This is a genomic window from Arthrobacter glycogeni, assembly GCF_054511155.1.
Map to the genome: position 1 here is coordinate 44,078 of NZ_JBTNDE010000004.1, position 17,024 is coordinate 61,101.

At 65.3% G+C, this 17,024-nt stretch carries 16 protein-coding genes; 4 read left to right on the forward strand and 12 right to left on the reverse strand.

Going from position 1 to position 17,024, the window contains the following annotated elements:
* Positions 1-36: 36 nt before the first annotated feature.
* The 3 genes from ACX80O_RS03910 to ACX80O_RS03920 are packed head-to-tail and all read right to left on the reverse strand — an operon-like array spanning position 37 to position 2,090.
* Positions 37-804 carry an Rv2133c family protein gene (locus ACX80O_RS03910; protein ID WP_459307313.1) on the reverse strand — a complete coding sequence of 256 codons (768 nt, stop codon included), beginning with the start codon at positions 802-804 and terminating at the stop codon, positions 37-39.
* A complete protein-coding gene (locus ACX80O_RS03915; protein ID WP_459307314.1) occupies positions 804-1,367 on the reverse strand; it encodes an Rv2134c family protein in 564 nt (187 codons plus the stop codon). The genes ACX80O_RS03910 and ACX80O_RS03915 overlap by 1 nt, the downstream gene beginning before the upstream one ends.
* A gap of 18 nt (positions 1,368-1,385) precedes the next feature.
* On the reverse strand, positions 1,386-2,090 hold the full coding sequence (locus ACX80O_RS03920) for an Rv2135c family putative phosphatase (RefSeq protein WP_459307315.1): 705 nt from the start codon (positions 2,088-2,090) through the stop codon (positions 1,386-1,388).
* 475 nt (positions 2,091-2,565) lie between these two features.
* Here ACX80O_RS03920 and ACX80O_RS03925 point away from each other — a divergent pair, with 475 nt between their 5' ends.
* Positions 2,566-2,868 carry a DUF4193 domain-containing protein gene (locus ACX80O_RS03925; protein ID WP_196841484.1) on the forward strand — a complete coding sequence of 101 codons (303 nt, stop codon included), beginning with the start codon at positions 2,566-2,568 and terminating at the stop codon, positions 2,866-2,868.
* A 251-nt stretch (positions 2,869-3,119) separates the two neighbouring features.
* On the opposite strand, the gene ACX80O_RS03930 is transcribed toward ACX80O_RS03925, so the two are convergent.
* The 4 genes from ACX80O_RS03930 to ACX80O_RS03945 all read right to left on the reverse strand — a co-directional run bounded on the left by ACX80O_RS03930 (position 3,120) and on the right by ACX80O_RS03945 (position 8,031).
* Positions 3,120-4,352, reverse strand: coding sequence for a kynureninase (locus ACX80O_RS03930; RefSeq protein ID WP_459307316.1), 1,233 nt, complete (start codon positions 4,350-4,352; stop codon positions 3,120-3,122).
* 87 nt (positions 4,353-4,439) lie between these two features.
* Positions 4,440-5,375, reverse strand: coding sequence for a MaoC family dehydratase (locus ACX80O_RS03935; RefSeq protein ID WP_459332606.1), 936 nt, complete (start codon positions 5,373-5,375; stop codon positions 4,440-4,442).
* Positions 5,372-6,703, reverse strand: coding sequence for a 3-oxoacyl-ACP reductase (locus ACX80O_RS03940; protein WP_459332607.1), 1,332 nt, complete (start codon positions 6,701-6,703; stop codon positions 5,372-5,374). The genes ACX80O_RS03935 and ACX80O_RS03940 overlap by 4 nt, the downstream gene beginning before the upstream one ends.
* The gene (locus tag ACX80O_RS03945; RefSeq protein ID WP_459307319.1) at positions 6,700-8,031 is read right to left on the reverse strand and encodes an acetyl-CoA C-acetyltransferase; all 1,332 of its coding nucleotides are present in this window, start codon (positions 8,029-8,031) and stop codon (positions 6,700-6,702) included. The genes ACX80O_RS03940 and ACX80O_RS03945 overlap by 4 nt, the downstream gene beginning before the upstream one ends.
* Before the next feature lie 65 nt (positions 8,032-8,096).
* On the opposite strand from ACX80O_RS03945, the gene ACX80O_RS03950 reads away from it, so the two are divergent.
* Both ACX80O_RS03950 and ACX80O_RS03955 read left to right on the forward strand, forming a co-directional pair.
* Positions 8,097-8,837 (forward strand): TetR/AcrR family transcriptional regulator, encoded by a 741-nt coding sequence (locus ACX80O_RS03950; RefSeq protein WP_459307320.1) that lies wholly within the window; start codon positions 8,097-8,099, stop codon positions 8,835-8,837.
* Positions 8,834-10,936: an acyl-CoA dehydrogenase family protein gene (locus tag ACX80O_RS03955; RefSeq protein WP_459332608.1), complete on the forward strand. Its 2,103-nt coding sequence runs from the start codon at positions 8,834-8,836 to the stop codon at positions 10,934-10,936. Before ACX80O_RS03950 ends, ACX80O_RS03955 begins: the two co-directional genes overlap by 4 nt.
* On the opposite strand, the gene ACX80O_RS03960 is transcribed toward ACX80O_RS03955, so the two are convergent.
* Positions 10,933-11,163 carry a hypothetical protein gene (locus tag ACX80O_RS03960; protein ID WP_459332609.1) on the reverse strand — a complete coding sequence of 77 codons (231 nt, stop codon included), beginning with the start codon at positions 11,161-11,163 and terminating at the stop codon, positions 10,933-10,935. The genes ACX80O_RS03955 and ACX80O_RS03960 overlap by 4 nt on opposite strands.
* 52 nt (positions 11,164-11,215) lie before the next feature.
* The gene (glgA, locus tag ACX80O_RS03965; RefSeq protein WP_459332610.1) at positions 11,216-12,418 is read right to left on the reverse strand and encodes a glycogen synthase; all 1,203 of its coding nucleotides are present in this window, start codon (positions 12,416-12,418) and stop codon (positions 11,216-11,218) included.
* 97 nt (positions 12,419-12,515) lie between these two features.
* Between glgA and glgC the strand changes: the two genes are divergently transcribed.
* Positions 12,516-13,754, forward strand: coding sequence for a glucose-1-phosphate adenylyltransferase (gene glgC / locus ACX80O_RS03970; RefSeq protein ID WP_459332611.1), 1,239 nt, complete (start codon positions 12,516-12,518; stop codon positions 13,752-13,754).
* 151 nt (positions 13,755-13,905) lie between these two features.
* Here the strand turns inward: glgC and ACX80O_RS03975 are convergent, their stop codons facing one another.
* The 3 genes from ACX80O_RS03975 to ACX80O_RS03985 all read right to left on the reverse strand — a co-directional run bounded on the left by ACX80O_RS03975 (position 13,906) and on the right by ACX80O_RS03985 (position 17,019).
* On the reverse strand, positions 13,906-15,108 hold the full coding sequence (locus ACX80O_RS03975; protein WP_459332612.1) for an HNH endonuclease: 1,203 nt from the start codon (positions 15,106-15,108) through the stop codon (positions 13,906-13,908).
* 45 nt (positions 15,109-15,153) lie between these two features.
* Complete coding sequence (locus ACX80O_RS03980; protein ID WP_459332613.1) at positions 15,154-15,339, reverse strand: hypothetical protein; 186 nt, start codon at positions 15,337-15,339, stop codon at positions 15,154-15,156.
* 108 nt (positions 15,340-15,447) lie between these two features.
* Positions 15,448-17,019 carry an IS1182 family transposase gene (locus ACX80O_RS03985; protein WP_459332614.1) on the reverse strand — a complete coding sequence of 524 codons (1,572 nt, stop codon included), beginning with the start codon at positions 17,017-17,019 and terminating at the stop codon, positions 15,448-15,450.
* Between the last annotated feature and the right edge of the window lie 5 nt (positions 17,020-17,024).

A 17,024-nucleotide genomic window follows, 5' to 3' on the forward strand; every position in this document is an offset into this window, starting at 1 on the left:
TGGCGCCTGGGGCGACGATTAGGCTAAACCAGGCCCCTAGAACAGTGGCCAGGGCACTGCAGGCATCCCACCGCTTGGGCCCGGAAACCGCCCGGCGCTGCGCAGCCGGGCGCACCGTGCGGCGAGCGACGTGATTTCCTCGGCGGTCAGCAGGTCCGCCAGGCCGCGGCCCAGCTCGCCTTGCAGGCCCGCGCTGACCCGGTCGACGCCGTCGAGCTCGTCGGCGGTCAGCTCGTCACCCAGCCACCCCCACAGGATCGTGCGCAGCTTGGGCTCACTGTGAAAGGTGAGACCGTGGTCGACGCCGTGCCGTCGTCCGTTACCCATCGCGAGAATGTGGTCACCCTTACGGTCGGCGTTGTTGACGACGACGTCGAACACGGCCATGCGTCGAAGGGCCAGTGAGTCCTCGTGAATGAGGGTGACCGGCCGTTCGTTCTCATCCCGCCCCTCAAGGACGTGCTTCCAGCCTTTCTCGGGCACATCGTCGGACGCGATCAGGTCCACGGGGTTCTGGTCAGGGTCCTGCTCCTGCCACAGCTGCACCATTCCCTCACCCATCGGACCGTCACGCAGCCAGGTCTGCGGCACAACGTCCCAGCCAAGAGCCTGCGACACCAGGTAGGCGGCCACCTCGCGGTGGGCCAGGGTGCCGTCGGGGAAGTCCCACAACGGGTGCTCCCCCGCTATCGGCTTATAGACGACCAGTGCGCCGTCGATGCTGCCCAGGAAGGTGGCGTTTGACGCGGTCGTGATGCGACCGGTGAGCGTCAGCTCGGCGGTCATAAGGTCAAGCGCCGACATCAGGCCTCGGGCGGCACGCACATGTGCCCGCCGGGGTCGACTGGCTCGCCGCAGAGCGGGCACGTCGGCCGGCCCGCGCCAACAATCTCGCGAGTCCGTTTGGCGAATGCGCGTGCCGTTCCGACCGGCATGCGCACCAGCAGCATTTCGGGGGCTTCCTCGATTTGAAGAAGTGACTCGTCGTCGAGGCTGCCGTCCTCATTGGCCTCGACCTCGGCGATCGGGTACGCCTCGATGACAAGCTGCACCGTTGCCGGGTCCCACCCCAGGCTCATGGCGCCGGTTCGAAACTGCTCCTCGACGGGTTCGAGCTGTTCATTGTCGACAAGTTCAATGGGAGTGCTGGTGGGAATGCTGAAGGGGTTGCCTTCGAGGGTGATGAGCTGGTCGAGGATCTCGTCGATCTTCTCCGCGAGCTGGGCCGACTGCTGCTTCTCCAGGGCGATACTGACGATCTGGGTCCCCGCACGCACCTGCAGGTAGAACGTGCGTGCCCCTGGAAGGCCAATGGTGCCGACGACGACCCGATCGGGCCAGGTAAATTCGTGAACTTTAGTAGGCATACAACTATTTTAGGCGTATCAGGTTCGTGGCGCCTGTTGCCCTGCACCGCCACCCACCGGCGCGTCGCCCGTGAGAGAACTGCTGGCCAACCACGACAGATCCCCGGCGTCGGTGTTGGTGGCGTAGACGCTCGGTCGATTCGCGCCGTACCTCACAATCGATACCGAGGCGGGGCCCACATTGATGCGTTGGAACAGGTCAAGGTGCATGCCGAGCGCGTCGGCGAGGATCGACTTGATGATGTCGCCGTGACTTACGGCCACCCACACGGACCCTGGCCCATGTTCGGCCTCAAAGGCAGCATCGTGACGTCGAATGGCTGCGACCGACCGCGCCTGCATCGCGGCCATGGACTCGCCGCCCGGAAAGGTGACCGCAGACGGCTGTGATTGCACCACCGACCACAGATCCTCGGTTGCGAGGTCACTGAGCGTGCGGCCCTGCCACTGGCCGTAGTCACACTCGGTGAGATTAAGGTCGAGATCCACCGGTGCGAGCGGCCCCCCGGATCGGCGGTCGAGGATGAGTTGGGCGGTCTGCTGGCAGCGCTCCAGGGGACTCGACACCACTCCGACTACCGGGACGGCCGCGAGCCGGTCACCGGTGATGGTCGCCTGGTCCCGCCCGACCTGGTCCAGGCCGACGCCTGCGGCCCGTCCCGCCAACAGTCCGGAGGCATTCGCTGTGGTGCGGCCGTGCCGCACGAGAATAACTGTAGCCATCCGCCCAGCCTAATCATCTGCCCGACGGCGGCGAAACTGGTCGGTGCAGTCGGCGGGCTGCAGGACCACGGCGGGGGTGGCCGCACCGGGACGAGCCACCGGTCGCCGTCGTCGCGCCCTCCCTGTTTCCCGGCGCAGCGCAGACGTCCATCCCACCACCGAGGGCAGGCATCACCTGGCGTGTCAGTTCAGCTGGGAAGCCGCAGTCCACGAACATTCAGATGAACGATCCTCCCTTGGCCTGACGCCCGGGTCCTGGCCAGCACCTCGCGTCAAACGGCGGCCTTCGACGGCTGGCAGCGTCCGGCGCGGTACCCGGCACCCACCCTTGCGAAACAAGCCAGCCGGGCAAATCCGGCAGCCAGTGACGGAACTTAATGCCTCGGCTAGACGCTATTAGCGTAAGCCGGCTAATAACAGCCGGCGCTCCCTGTACTCTGGTTGATCACACAACTGAAGGAGAAGCTACCCCCGCATGGCAACTGACTACGACGAACCCCGCGTCAGGCCTGAAGACCAGCCTGTCAATGAATCGCTTGAGGCGATCCAGGCTCAGCGCAGCGCCACCACCCAGTCCTCCACCATCGATACCGATGAAAGTGACACCGCTGAGGGCTTCGATCTCCCCGGCGCGGTTCTTGAGGAAGAACTCCTGATCTCCGTCATTCCGGAGCGGGAGGACGAATTTACCTGCATGTCCTGTTTCCTGGTGAAGCATCGCACCCAGCTCGCCCGCGAGAAAAATGGCGCTAAGTACTGCGCAGAATGCGAAGGCTAGTCCAGGGCTTATTGCAGTTCCGGTAGCAGAAATGCAGGTCCTGTAGCAGGAGAGAATGTTCGGTGGTAGCCTGCCTCCACCGGCCAACCGGGGCGGGTATTGCATCCACGGGGGAATGTCGTACTCCGCACCGCCACTCTCTTATCGGGGTCCTCTGTCTGGGAGTGCTCGTAAGCCGATTAGGCGCGCCCGAGTTCCCGGATTCTGGGGATGAATAGCAGACTCCGACTCGGGGGAATGACCGGATGCGATCAGGGACGGGGCAGACGCTCGGCGATCCGCTCGATGCCGAGGTAGGTTTCCTCGAACGACGTCGACAGCGGGGAGAGCCCCAGCCGGATGCCCCCCGGGTTGCGGTAGTCGGGGATGACGCCCTTCGCCCACAGCTCTGGAACCAGATCACGGAACGCCGGATGGTCAATCGTCAGGTGACTGCCGCGCTGCCGGAGGTCCCGGGGGGAGGCGACGACGACGCCGCACCCGGCCATCAGCTCCTCCACCGCTTCGATCGCGAATGAGGTCAGCGCGATGGACTTCTTCCGGATGGCGGGCATGCCTACCTCGCCGATCAGGCCCAGCATGTCCTGCATCGCCACCATTCCGATGATGGGTGGGGTACCGGAAACGATCCGACGGATGCCGGTAGCCGGCTCGAAGTCCGAGCCCATTCCAAACGGATCGGCACTACCAAGCCACCCCTGGATGGGCTGCTGGAAATCCTTCAGATGGCGCTGCGCCACGTAGGCCCAGGCGGGCGCCCCCGGGCCGCCATTGAGATATTTGTAGCTGCAGCCGGTGGCGTAGTCAACGTTCCACGCGTCGAGTTCGGCGGGTACCGATCCGACCGAGTGGCTCAGATCCCACAGCACCAGGGCACCGGCGTCGTGCACCACCTCGGTAATGGCCGGGACATCGGCAAGATGCCCGGACCGGTACGCCACATGGCTGAGCACCACCAGGGCGGTCTGCGGCCCAACGGCTGCCGCGACGTCGGCAACTGTGGCACCGCCGTCGTACTGCAATTCAACCCAGCGCAGCCGAAGACCCCGCTCCGCGGCGATGCCCTCCATGATGAACCGGTCGGTGGGGAAATTGTCCCGGTCGACCACTATTTCGGTGCGGCCCGGCTGGCTAGCCACCGCTGCCCGGGCCAGCTTGTATAGCAGCACGCTCGTCGAGTCAGCCACCGTGCATTGGCCTGACGCGGCGCCGAGCGCCACCCGCCCGATCAGGTCACCCACCTGCTCCGGAAGTTCAAGCCAGCCCTCGTCCCACCCACGGATCAGCCGGCCGGCCCACTGCTCCCGCACAAACGACTCAAGCCGGCCGAGAGTGTCGGTGAGGGGTCGGCCCAGAGAGTTGCCGTCCAGGTAGGCGACGATGTCGGGGTCGTCGTGGCCCTCGAACCGTGACCGGTACCCGGCCAGGGGATCCTCGGCGTCAAGGGTGCGGGCGCGGTTCAGCAGGGGTACGTTCTCGCTCATGATGACAGTTTAGGCCCGGACCATCGGCTCAGGACGCCTGCTGCCCTCCCCACGGTCGAGTGAGGAGAGCAGTCTGTGGTGCGATGGTCAGTTCTGGCTGGGCAGCCGGGTGAGCCGGCCGCTGAAGTGCTCGCGACCGCGGCGGGCATTCCAGGCGGTGATCTGCGCCCCCTGCCATGACCCGGCCTGGTGCTGAGGCTCGACGGCGAGGGTTACCCGGGCGGGCAGCAGCACCGGCGACCGGAAGTCGATGCTCCACGCGAAGGACTCTACCCCCACCGGTTTGCTCTCCTGCACCATGCGCGAGGCAAGGTACATGCCGTGGGCGATGGCCCGTTTCATACCGAGGGCCTTGGCCGTCAGGGCAGTGAGATGAATCGGGTTGTAGTCACCCGACACCGCCGCGTAGCTGCGTCCAGTACTGGCGGGAAGGTCCCACCGGGCAGTGAGGCAGGGCGCCACGAACACGCCGCGTTCCCCCTTGTGAGCCCTGTCCGTCGTTGGAACACTGGCTCCCCCAGCGAGAGACGATCCTTTGGCCAGGTAGGTAGAGCGTCCCGTCCACACAGCCTCACCGTCGACAGTCACCTCCGTGACGAGATCGACCTGTGTCCCGGCCTGGTGTGGACGAAGATGGTCGGCCCAGGCGGAGACGTCGAGGGTCTCGCTGAAATGAATCGCCCGCCGGTGTTCCACAGAGTTGCGCAAGTGAATCATCCCGAGCAACGGCAACGGGAAGTCGCGGCGCGCCATGATGCTCATCGCCACCGGAAAGGCAACGGAGTGGACGAAGCCTGACGGGAGCAGATCATGCGCCGGAGCGCCGATGAGCCGCTGGAAGCGGGCCAAATCAGGCACCGACGGTTGGACTCCCGCAACACGGTGGCGCACGGACGGCAGCCCAGGGGTGTCAGAGCTTTTGCGCGACTGACTGCTGGCCCACGGCAGCGGGACGCTGCCGACCAGGGCGCTGCGGTACAGTGCGGGCAGTCCCGGAACGGTGTCCAGGACAACCTCGCTCACGCGCCCACCAGAGACTGCCCGCAGACGCGGAGCACCTCGCCGTTGATGCCAGCCGCTGCGGGCGACGAGAGGAACGCTATGGTCTCGGCGACGTCGATCGGCTTCCCGCCCTGCTGCAGGCTGCTCAGCCGCCGGGCCACCTCCCGGGTGGCGAATGGCATCCTCGCGGTCATCTCCGTTTCGATGAACCCGGGAGCGACCGCGTTGATGGTCCGCCCGGAGCCTTCGACTGCTGCGCCGGTGCTGCGTACCATGCCGATGACTCCGGCCTTGGAAGCTGCATAGTTGGATTGGCCCCGGTTCCCGGCAATGCCGCTGGTCGAGGCGAGACAGACGATCCGGCCCGACGCCGAAAAGACGTCGGAAGCGAGCACCGACTCGTTGACCCGCAGCTGCGAGGCAAGATTGACTGCCAGCACCGATTCCCACCGGGCGGTGTCCATGTTGGCCAGTAACTTGTCGCGGGTGATCCCGGCATTGTGGATCAGCAGGTCAAGCGATCCATACTGCTGCACGTGCTCGAGAATCCTCGCGGCAGCATCATCGGCGGTGATATCCAGTTGCAGGGCGGTGGCTCCCACCCGGTTCGCCACCGCGGCGAGCTGTTCCCCGGCCGCCGGCACGTCGACTACCACCACCCGGGCACCGTCGCGGCTCAGGACCGCGGCGATCTCAGCGCCAATCCCGCGGGCGGCGCCGGTGACGACGGCGGTCCGACCGGCCAGCGGGTGGTCCTCGTCCTGAGGGGTGGCCTGTGCGCTGTCGCCGACGGTGATGAACTGCCCGTTGACGAAGGCGCTTTTGCCTGAGAGCAGGAACCGCAGGGCGCCGCCAACGGACTGAACCGGTCCATCGTCGCGGAGCAAAATCCCGTTGACAGTGGCCCCGGCTCGCAGTTCACGGCCAATTGATCTGACGATTCCGTCGATCGCCTGCCGTGCCGCCGCTTCGGCGGGGGCGGTGGATCCCCGGGCCGGGCGGGAAACTGTGACGATCCGTCCGCCGCGGGCCAGTTGCCGGAGCGCCTGACCGAGTTCCAGGACCGGAGCGGCGAGGTCGCCCGGATGGGAGACCGTGTCCAGCACAACCACGACGGCGCCGAGCTTCTCACCTGGCCGGGCGTGGCGGCGGACGTCCTGGTTCCAGTCCAGCAGCAGGCTGGCCAGCTTGTCAGCTCCAGGGCCGGTTCCGAGGACCAACAGTGGACCGGGAACGAGTGGCGCACCGGGCCTGTATCGACGGAGTACCGCCGGACGTGGGAGGCCCAGCTTCTTGGCGAACTGGCCGACCGGACCAGAGTTTACGAGGGTGAGATACGTGTCGGTCACTGTTCGCGTGCCTCCAGGATGGCGACAACGCCCATGCCGCCGGCGGCGCAAACGGAGATGAGTCCCCTGCCGGAGCCTTTCTCCGCGAGAGCCTTCGCCAGCGACGCGACGATCCGGCCGCCGGTAGCCGCGAACGGGTGCCCCGCCGCAAGGGAGGACCCATTGACGTTGAGCTTGCTGCGGTCGACGGTTCCGAGGGCGCCGTCGAGTCCCAGGGTGTTCCGGCAGAAGTCCTCGTTCTCCCAGGCCGCCAGCGAACTGAGTACGGTGCCGGCGAAGGCTTCGTGGATTTCAACGAAGTCGAAGTCGTCGAAGGTCAGCCCGTTGCGCTGCAGCATCCTGGGCATGGCGTAGACCGGTGCCATCAAAAGGCCCTCGGCTCCGTGGACGAAATCCACGGCAGCTGCCTCGGCGTCCACCACGTTAGCGAGCATGGGCAGGTTGTTCCGTCGTGCGTAGTCTTCCGAGCCAAGCAGCACGGTGGCGGCGCCGTCGGTCAGCGGCGTCGAATTGCCGGCGGTCATGGTCGCTGTGGCAGCGAGACCCTTCCCGAAGACGGGTTTCAGCTTGGCCAGTTTCTCCAGGGAGGTATCAGCCCGGACGTTGGCGTCCCGGGTGACTCCGCGGTACGGCGTGACCAGGTCGGAGAAGAATCCCCGCTCGTACGCTGCGGCGAGTTTGTGGTGGCTGTTCAGTGCGAGCTGATCCTGCGCTTCGCGGGTGATTTCCCAGTGGGCGGTGGTGATGGCCTGGTGCTCGCCCATGGACAGCCCGGTGCGGGGCTCTCCGGTAGTCGGGGCATTGGGGGCCAAATCGTTGGGGCGGAGGCGACTAAGGATCGAGAGCTTTTGCGGGACGGTTTTCGCCCGCGAGAGGTCAAGGAGGACGCGGCGCAATCCCTCGCTCACGGCGATGGGCGCGTCCGAGGCGGAGTCGACGCCGCCAGCAATGCCCGATTCGATCTGGCCCAGCTTGATCTTGTTGGCCAAGCCGATCACGGTCTCCAGGCCAGTGGCACAGGCCTGCTGCACATCGTAGGCGGGAGTATCGGCCGCCAGCGCCGAACCAAGCACTGCTTCCCGGGTCAGGTTGAAATCGCGGGAGTGCTTCAGCACTGCGCCCGCAGCAACCTCGCCGATCCGCTCACCCTGAAGACCAAACCGTGCCACGAGGCCGTCCAGGGCTGCCGTCAGCATGTCCTTGTTGGAGGAGTACGCGTAGGCACCGCCGGATCGGGCGAACGGTATCCGGTTCCCGCCAATGACCACCGCGTTGCGGACTGATGTGGAAGGCTGCGCGCTGCGCTGGCCTGCTGCCTGGTCGACCATGCTGTGATTCTCCTTCACGAAACGGTGAGTTACCGATACTCAGCGTACCTGATACGCTGAGTATCGTGAACAAGCAGGCCACCGTGCCCAGACCCGCAGCCTTACCCGGCGCGGCAGCAGGCGATGGGCGCTCCAGTCGCTGGCAGGCGCACCGCGACAAACGGCGTCGTGCGCTGGTGAAAACCGCCCGCCGCGCTGTGCATTCGCTGGGTTACGGCGCATCGATGGAAGAGATTGCCACAGCCGCCGGAACCTCCAAATCGGTGTACTACCGCTACTTTGGTGACAAGGCCGGGTTGCAGCAGGCGATGGGCGAGGTGGTTATCGCCCAGATGCAAGACAAGGTGCTCGACGCCGCACGGCAGGCGGCCTCGCCCCGCGAGGGGCTTCACGCCATGGTTTCGGCTTACCTGCAGATGGCCCAGACCTCCCCCAACGTCTACGCCTTTGTCACCCGGCTGGGTGCTGCCGACGCGCTCACTAATCCTGCCGATCCCCAGTCGTCGGAGCTTCTCAGCCACTTCATCGAGGCGGTCACCGCCATGCTCGCCAGCCCCATGAAGTCCTTCCTTGCCTCCGACCCGCAGGCCAGGCAGTTCGGCGGTCCGGCGCTCTTTCTGTGGCCGCGGGCAGCGATCGGCATGATCCGGGCCGCCGGCGAGCTATGGCTCGCCACACCGGACGGCCCCACTAAACCGACTGAAGCCCAACTCAGCGAACAACTCACCACCTGGCTTTTCGAGGGCATCGCCAACCACGTTCCATCACCCGACAGCACCACATCCGCTCTGGAGGACACCCCATGACACAGACCGCCACGCGATCCGAACTTAAGGTACCGGCGACCGCCGCCATCAAGGATGACGATCGCGCCGTCGTCGACGTCGAAGCGCTGGGCGAGCTCCTCCTCGGCCGGTGGGCCGCCACCCGGAGAGTTGCCCGCGAGCTGGCAGGGCGCCCCGAAGTACACCGGATCGAAGGCCAGTCCAACGCCGAGCACCGGAACCGGTGCTTCGATCAGCTGCACTACCTGGTCGACAACAAGGCGGTACACCGCGCCTTTCCGGCGGAGTTCGGCGGGAACGACGATCATGGAGCCAACATCGCCGGCTTCGAGGAACTGGTCGTCGCCGATCCGTCGCTGCAGATCAAGGCCGGCGTGCAGTGGGGTCTCTTCGGCAGCGCAGTGCTTCACCTGGGCACCGCCGAACATCACCGGGCCTGGATTCCCGGCATCATGAACATGGAGATCCCGGGCTGCTTCGCGATGACCGAGACGGGCCACGGCTCCGACGTCGCGAGCATCGCCACCACTGCTGTCTACCAGCCGGACACCGATGAGTTCGAGATCCACACCCCCTTCCGTGCTGCCTGGAAGGACTACATCGGCAACGCCGCCATCGACGGCCGCGCGGCGGTGTTGTTTGCCCAGCTCATCACCGGCGGCGTCAACCACGGGGTGCACGCCTTCTACATTGACCTGCGTGACGCTGATGGTGTCTTCCTGCCGGGCATCGGCGGTGAGGACGACGGGTTGAAGGGTGGACTCAACGGTATCGACAATGGACGGCTCCACTTCAGCAACGTGCGGATCCCCCGCACCAACCTGCTCAACCGATACGGCGACGTCGACAGCGACGGTGTCTACACCTCGCCGATCGCTTCCCCCGGCCGCCGCTTTTTCACCATGCTCGGCACCCTGGTGCAGGGCCGCGTGTCCCTTGACGGTGCCGCGGTTGCTGTCACCAAGCTGGCCCTGAAAACTGCTGTGCAGTACTCGGTGGAACGCCGGCAGTTTAACGCCGGGTCCGATCTCAAGGAGGAGGTGCTGCTCGACTACCAGCAGCATCAGCGCAGGCTCCTCCCCCGCATTGCCGCCACCTACGCTGCGTCCTTCGCCCACGAAGAGTTGTTGGCGAAGTTCGACGACGTGTTCTCCGGTGCACACGATACCGACGAGGACCGCCAGGATCTCGAAACGCTCGCCGCCGCGTTCAAGCCATTGTCCACCTGGCATGCGCTCGACACGTTGCAGGAGTGCAGGGAAGCGTGTGGCGGTGCAGGGTTCCTGACCGAGAACCGGTTTACGTCCCTCCGCGCGGACATGGACGTCTACGCGACCTTCGAAGGGGACAACAACGTTCTGCTGCAGCTGGTGGCGAAACGCCTTCTCGCCGACTATGCCAAGGAATTCAGTGGGGTCGACTTCGGAGTGCTGGCCCGCTACGTGGTCACCCAGCGGGCCGAAAAGACGCTGCACCGGTCGGGCCTGCGCCGGGCGGTGCAGACCGTCGTCGACGGCGGCTCCGAACGTAAGTCGGCTATCGCGCTGCGGGATGAACACACCCAGCACGAGCTGCTGTCCGACCGGGTCGAAGCGATGGTCGCTGACCTGGCCGGCGAGCTCCGCGGGGTCAGGAAACTGTCGCAGGAGGCGGCAGCCCGGAAGTTCAACGAACATCAGCACGAGCTGATTGAGACGGCCAAGGCCCATGCGGAGCTGCTGCAGTGGGAAGCCTTCACCGCAGCGCTGCACCGGGTGGATGACGCCGGGACCAGGCAGGTACTCACGTGGGTGCGGGACCTGTTTGGGCTGTGCCTGATCGAACGCAACCTCGCCTGGTACCTCATGCATGGGCGGCTCTCCACTCAGCGTGCGAGAACCCTCTCTCCCTACATCAACCGTCTCCTCGTGAAGATCCGGCCGCACGCCGTGGACCTGGTCGATTCGTTCGGCTACGGACCTGAACATTTGCAAGCGGCAATCGCTACAGGAGCGGAAAAGGAACGCCAGGACGAGGCCATGGCGTACGCGCGGCAGCAGCGAGCCAGCGGTACCTTCCCGATCGACGAGAAGACAGTACTGGCCCGTAAAGCCAAGGCCGGCGGCCAGGGGCGCAGCTAGCCCTGGCGCGGGTCGTCCTCCTCGTTCTCCTCATCGACGGGGGTGATGACCCGCCCGACGTCGAGCGCCGGGTTCTCGGCTGACTCGTCCATCACTGCCTCGTCAACCTCTGTTTCGTTCAACTCGGGAACGCCGGGCTCGTCAGGAGAATCTGAGCTAGCCGCCGAATCGGGAGAGTCCGGGGAGCTGGGTGAGTCGGCTGAAGCTGGGCTGGGGTGTTCGGTCACTGATCGGTCCTCCGTGGTCGTTGTCTATAGCTGAACTGCTGCGCCGGTGAACTCAGGCCTTCTGGATCACCGAGCGGTAGACCTCAAGGGTGGACTCGGCGATTGAGTCCCATGAGAAGTGCTCTTCAGCCCGCCGGCGTCCCGCCTCACCCATGGTGCGCGCCCGGGCCGGGTCGGCGACGAGGACGTTGACGGCGGCGGCGAAGTCCTTGACGAACCGTTCAGGGTCCAGCGGGATGCCGGTCCCGTCGGTGACCTGTTCCAGCGGGACGAGGGTGCCGGTCACGCCGTCGTCCACTACCTCGGGGATGCCGCCGGTGGCGCTGGCTACTACTGCCGCCCCGCAGGCCATTGCCTCCAGGTTCACAATGCCCAGCGGCTCGTAGATGGAGGGGCAGGCGAAGACCGTTGCGGTGCTGAGGACCTGGATGAGTTCGTTGCGGGGCAGCATCCGTTCGATCAGCACCACCGACCCGCGTCTGGCCTCCAGTTCTGCGATCAGCCCGGCGGTTTCGGCTGCCAACTCGGGAGTGTCAGCCGCCCCAAGGCACAGCACCAGCTGCACTCCAGGCTCCAGCAGCGCTGCGGCACGCAGTAAATAGGGAACGCCTTTTTGGCGCGTGTTCCGTCCCACAAACACCACGCTGGGGCGGTCCGGGTCGATGCCGAGCTTCCTGACGGCGTCGTCGTCGGCGTCCCGCTCCCAGAGGCTCACGTCAATGCCGTTGTGCACCACCTGCACCCTGTCGGGGTCAACCTGTGGGTAGCTGCGCAGAATATCCGCGCGCATCCCATGCGAGACGGCGATAACCGCTGCGGCCGCCTCGTAGGAGGTCCGCTCGGCCCACGAGGACAGCGCGTATCCGCCGCCGAGCTGCTCGGCCTTCCACGGGCGTAGCGGTTCGAGGCTGTGGGCGCTGAGCACGTGCGGCATCCCGTGCAGAAGCGACGCGAGATGTCCGGCCATGTTCGCATACCAGGTGTGGGAGTGGACCACATCCGACCCAGCGAGCCCGTCGAGGATCGCCAGATCAGTGCCGAAGGTCTGCACAGCGGCGTTGGAGCGTTCCAATTCCACGGGTGGCCGGTAGGTGCTCACGGTTGCCCCGTGATAATCAGGATCCCGTTCCGCGCCGAAGCAGTGAACCCGCAAATCGACCTGGCCGGCCAGCACTCGGCTTAGCTCGGCGACGTGCACGCCGGCGCCGCCGTAGATCTCGGGTGGGAACTCTTTTGTCACAATGTCTATACGCACGTTTCCAAACGTAGTGCAGCGCGGCCATCTCATCTAGTGTGAGTCAATCAAGAGGTAATAACTCAATGAAGAGCAACACCATGGCAGGGGGCCACTCGTGGCATTGAAGAAGGTACTGGCGATTGTCCTAGCTGGGGGCGAGGGAAAGCGACTCATGCCGCTCACGGCCGATCGTGCGAAGCCTGCGGTGCCGTTCGGCGGCATCTACCGGCTGATCGATTTTGCCTTGTCGAACCTCGTCAACTCCGGGTATCTGGAAATTGTGGTGCTCACGCAGTACAAGTCCCACAGCCTGGACCGCCATATTTCCGAGACCTGGCGTATGTCGACCCAGCTGCAGCAGTATGTGGCGTCGGTCCCGGCGCAGCAGCGGCGCGGGAAGAGCTGGTTCCTGGGCAGCGCCAACGCCATCTACCAGTCGTTGAACCTGATCCACGACGCTAATCCCGACATTGTGGTGGTGATTGGCGCCGACCACGTCTACCGGATGGACTTTGAGCAGATGGTTACTGCCCACATTGCCAGCGGTGCGTCGGCAAGTGTTGCCGCGGTGCGGCAGCCGATGAACCTGGTGGACCAGTTCGGTGTCATTCAGACCGACGGTGAAGGCAGGATTTCCGGATTTGTTGAGAAGCCTGAAAGCACCCCGGGGCTTCCCGATGACCCGAACAGCTTCCTGGCCTCGATGGGCAATTATGTATTCACTGCCGACGCGCTGGTCGCCGCCCTCGAAGAAGATGCGGCCCGGCTGAACACCAAACATGACATGGGCGGTGACATCATCCCCTCTTTCGTTGAGCGGGGGGATGCGGCGGTTTACGACTTCACTTCCAATGACATCGCCGGGTCGACGGACCGGGATCGGCAGTATTGGCGCGACGTCGGAACCCTTGACTCGTACTACGACGCGAACATGGACCTGATCTCGCCCCTGCCGCTGTTCAATCTGTACAACCTGGAGTGGCCTATCTATACGCGGCAGAGTGTCTCTCCCCCGGCCAAATTCGTCCGTAGTGCATCGGGTGGCTCAGGTGTAGCCCACGACTCGATCGTCTCGAACGGCGCGGTGGTCTCCGGCGGCGAGGTACAGGGATCTATCGTTGCCACCGATGTGTTTGTGGACGAGGGCGCATCGGTGTCCGGGTCGGTCCTGATGGACAAGGTTTCAATCGGTTCGGGAGCTATTGTGCGGCGGGCGATTATCGACAAGAACGTTAGGGTGCCAGCCGGTGCGCGGATCGGTGTTGACCGGGAACAGGACCTCAGCCGTGGATACACGGTGACCGAGTCGGGCCTCACCATCCTCAGCAAGGGACAGCTAGTCCTCCCGGGCTAGAGAGTTCGTGTAGGCCTCACCGGCTTTACTCTCCTGGCACCCGCGTCCGCACCGCTCAAAGTCCTCCCAGTTTTTGCTTCGTCCGCGCTACTGCTTCCCGTGCGCACTCTGTGCCGGAATCTGACCGGGTGGTGCCCCACGTTGCCCCAGGTTAGAAGGGTGGTGGTTGGGGCAGGGTGGTGTAGTTTTTGCCGGTTAGTGAGGTGGCGGCGATGGTCCCTGGTTCGGGTTGTTCGTAGTGCCAGTAGCCCTCGGTTTTGAGCATATGGTGGCGTCGGCAGAGCGCTGCCAGGTTGTCGTAGCTGGTGGTCCCGCCCTGGTGCCAGGGGATCGTGTGGTCGATATCGCAGGCCGGCGCGGGCCGGTTGCAGCCCGGGTGGAGGCAGGTTTTATCCCTGACCAGGATTGTGGTGCGCAGGCCTTGGGGGACTTTGTAGCGGTCCCGGCCGACGCTGAGCACGGTCCCGGTTTCGGGGTGGGTGAGGATCCTGATGAATCCGGGGGCGTGGGCGGCGAGTTGGCGTGCCGTGTCCGGGTCGATCGGACCGTACCCTTCGAGGTCGGCCGGCCCATCGCCGCCGAGCAGGGTCAGCACCGGAACGGTCACGAACACCACCGGCTGCACACCCTTCACCGACGCCAGATCAACCAACCCACCACCACCACCAGCCCCACCGGTATCACCAGTGCCGGCGCGGCCGTCAGCGGCACCGCCAGCACCATCAGCGTCGGCGTCGTCGTGGTGAGTGCTCTCGGTGGGTGGGCAGTGGTGGGTGAGGAGGTCGCTGAAGACGTCGGCCTTGAGTTGGGTGAGGGTCCGGGATTCGGACGGGTTTTGCAGGGCCCGTGCGGTGAAGGTCAGGCGGTGTTCGATGACGCAGGCCTGCTCGGCGGGCAGATACGCGGAGAGCCAGGCCATCCCGTCGTGGGCTGGGGTCACTTCCACGTGCCGGTCCAAGGCTGCGGCGGCCTTGCGGGTGGTGCTCGATTCGGGATGCAGTCTTTCCCGGACCCGGTGACAGGTCGCTCTCAACCGTGGCGGGGTCAGATGCGCGCCGCGGGCCAGGACCTGATCCTCGAACCCAGGCAACACCTCGGCCGGTAAGAACAACGCTTCGTCGGCGATCAGCTGGGCTTGCCGGACCGAAATCATTCCCCGGCCCAGGCAGTGCAGGGTTTTCGGGAGGTCCAGGACCAGGTTCAGGCTCTGACCCAGCAACCGGTGCGCTGCCCGGCCGGAAATATTCAGCAACGGCGCCAATTCCTCGGCAGAAAGGGTGAAGCCGAGCCCGTTACCAATCTGCGAACCCGATCCGCTACGCGAGGCAGCCAGGGCGGCGGCCTGGGCCTGCACCTCAACATGGAGGGCAGCAACCAGTTCCGTCTGCCGGGCAGCGACTCACGACGCCAACCGCTCCACCGCCACCAACAACGCAGCAGTATCAGGTCCTCCCCCGGCCTCGTGTGCCCGGGAGCCTTGCGGCGTCAACATGCCCACCAATGATTCTGGGCCAGCCACCTCCACCAACGTGGCTGGGCTGTTGCCTGCAAACCGATGAGTTCCGGTGCGGACCTTCTGCTTCATACCTCTACCACATCTCCCGCCTCCGACATTTCAAGGCCGGAAAGACAGGCTGCAACCCAGGCCAAATTACGCCCACAGCGAGCACGGGATACTGCGCTCAGGCTGTGGTCAGGACCCGGTACTAGGAGCGTGCTGATTTAGGTGGGTTTGAGAGGTTTTGCGAGTCACGGAGGGGCATTTTTTGCACCGTTTTTGGGCGTAGCGCGCGCCGATGCGTGGCCGAAATTCGGTTGTGGTGCCGTCGAGCTGGGCTGCGTGGGGGTCGCGTAGGTCCGCGTGGGGCCGCCAGTGGCCAGCGGCGGCCTGGTAAACGGTTTGGAATTCCGGATCGGAAGCCCTGGCCCGGTGTTCGCGGCGGAGCCGGTCGTGCGGGTGAATCGTCATTTTTTTGCCGTTGCGTGCAGTCGTGCACTGCTGCATGAGCGAGCAGGACTTGCAGGAACTGCCAAAACTCACCCGCCCTTTCGCGCTGATGGGGCGGGTGATCTTCGCGGGGCAGGTCGCGGTCTTCGCATCCTCGTCGATGGTGAAGTCATCGACGTTGAACCCGCCCGGGATGGCCCGGCCCAGCGGCATGGGCTTGATGATCGGGGTGTGACCGGCTTTCGTGATGTCGGCGAGGAGCTCCCCGCTGCCGTAGGCGGAATCACCGAGCACATCGATCTTTTGGCTGCCGATGCTCGTGTCCGCGGCGACGAGTTCCGCGCCGCGGGCCGCGTCGCTGTTCTCCGGCCCGGCCGCCTTTGTCAGGGCGGCCGCGGTGACCAGGCCCGTGTCGGGCTCGATCACGATGTGGCTCTTGAATCCGTCGATCTTTTTCTGCCGGCTCTTATGCACATGGCGGGCATCGGGATCGACGGTGGAGATGACCCGGTCCGGGGCGACCCGGCGGGCGATTTTCCACCGCCCGTCGGTGCCATCGGAGCCCTCCGCCGGTTCCACGTCCTGCCCGGCGACCAGCGCCAACAAGGCCACAATCTCCTGCTGCGCATCCGTGAGCGTCTCCACCTCGATGGCCGCCAGCAGGGCCAGGGCGTCCGTGACGAGCCTGGAGACGAGGTCGTCCCGGGCAACCCGGTCATCCCCGGCGATGTCAGGTTTCCCCGGCTTCGAGTCGTCATGTCCGGTCAAACCCGCCACGACCACGTCGGCGTCCGGGACTTCCCGGGCAACCCGGCGGATCTGCGCGATGAGCTGGGTGACAGTGTCCTGACGGGCGACAGCGTCCTCAAGGATCGTCGAGTCCAGTGCCCGGCGCTTGCGCCCCGACAACGCCCCGGATTGCGCGATGACCTCGGTCACTGCCACGAAAATCCGGTGCGGGCTCTTACTAGCCGCGAGTTGGCGCCGCCAATATGTCAACACCGTCGGGCGGAACGAGGTCTCCGTCAGCGCGAACCCGCACGCAGCTTTCCAGCGCAGATCAAAGGTGACCGCGTCAGCGGCTTCCCGGTCCGAGAGGTTGTGCAGGGTCTGCAACACCATGATCGAGGCGATCACATCCGCCGGGATTGACGGCCTGCCGCGCCCCGAGGGAAACAGGTCCTCGAACGCGTCATCCGGGAACAACGTGTGCCGGTGCCCGGCGAGGAACGCGAACACCGACCCCGCCGGGAGCATATGCCCCGCCAGCCCATCGACATCCAGAAGCTGACGCTGACCATCATCACGACCCTGCATGACCC

Bases quoted from the DNA above. Each gene is read 5' to 3' on its own strand.
- ACX80O_RS03955 (WP_459332608.1), top strand. From the start codon at position 8,834: ATGACACAGACCGCCACGCGATCCGAACTTAAGGTACCGGCGACCGCC.
- ACX80O_RS03915 (WP_459307314.1), bottom strand. From the start codon at position 1,367: ATGCCTACTAAAGTTCACGAATTTACCTGGCCCGATCGGGTCGTCGTC.
- ACX80O_RS03930 (WP_459307316.1), bottom strand. From the start codon at position 4,352: ATGAGCGAGAACGTACCCCTGCTGAACCGCGCCCGCACCCTTGACGCC.
- ACX80O_RS03920 (WP_459307315.1), bottom strand. From the start codon at position 2,090: ATGGCTACAGTTATTCTCGTGCGGCACGGCCGCACCACAGCGAATGCC.
- ACX80O_RS03945 (WP_459307319.1), bottom strand. From the start codon at position 8,031: ATGGTCGACCAGGCAGCAGGCCAGCGCAGCGCGCAGCCTTCCACATCA.
- ACX80O_RS03910 (WP_459307313.1), bottom strand. From the start codon at position 804: ATGTCGGCGCTTGACCTTATGACCGCCGAGCTGACGCTCACCGGTCGC.
- ACX80O_RS03980 (WP_459332613.1), bottom strand. From the start codon at position 15,339: ATGAAGCAGAAGGTCCGCACCGGAACTCATCGGTTTGCAGGCAACAGC.
- ACX80O_RS03925 (WP_196841484.1), top strand. From the start codon at position 2,566: ATGGCAACTGACTACGACGAACCCCGCGTCAGGCCTGAAGACCAGCCT.
- ACX80O_RS03985 (WP_459332614.1), bottom strand. From the start codon at position 17,019: ATGCAGGGTCGTGATGATGGTCAGCGTCAGCTTCTGGATGTCGATGGG.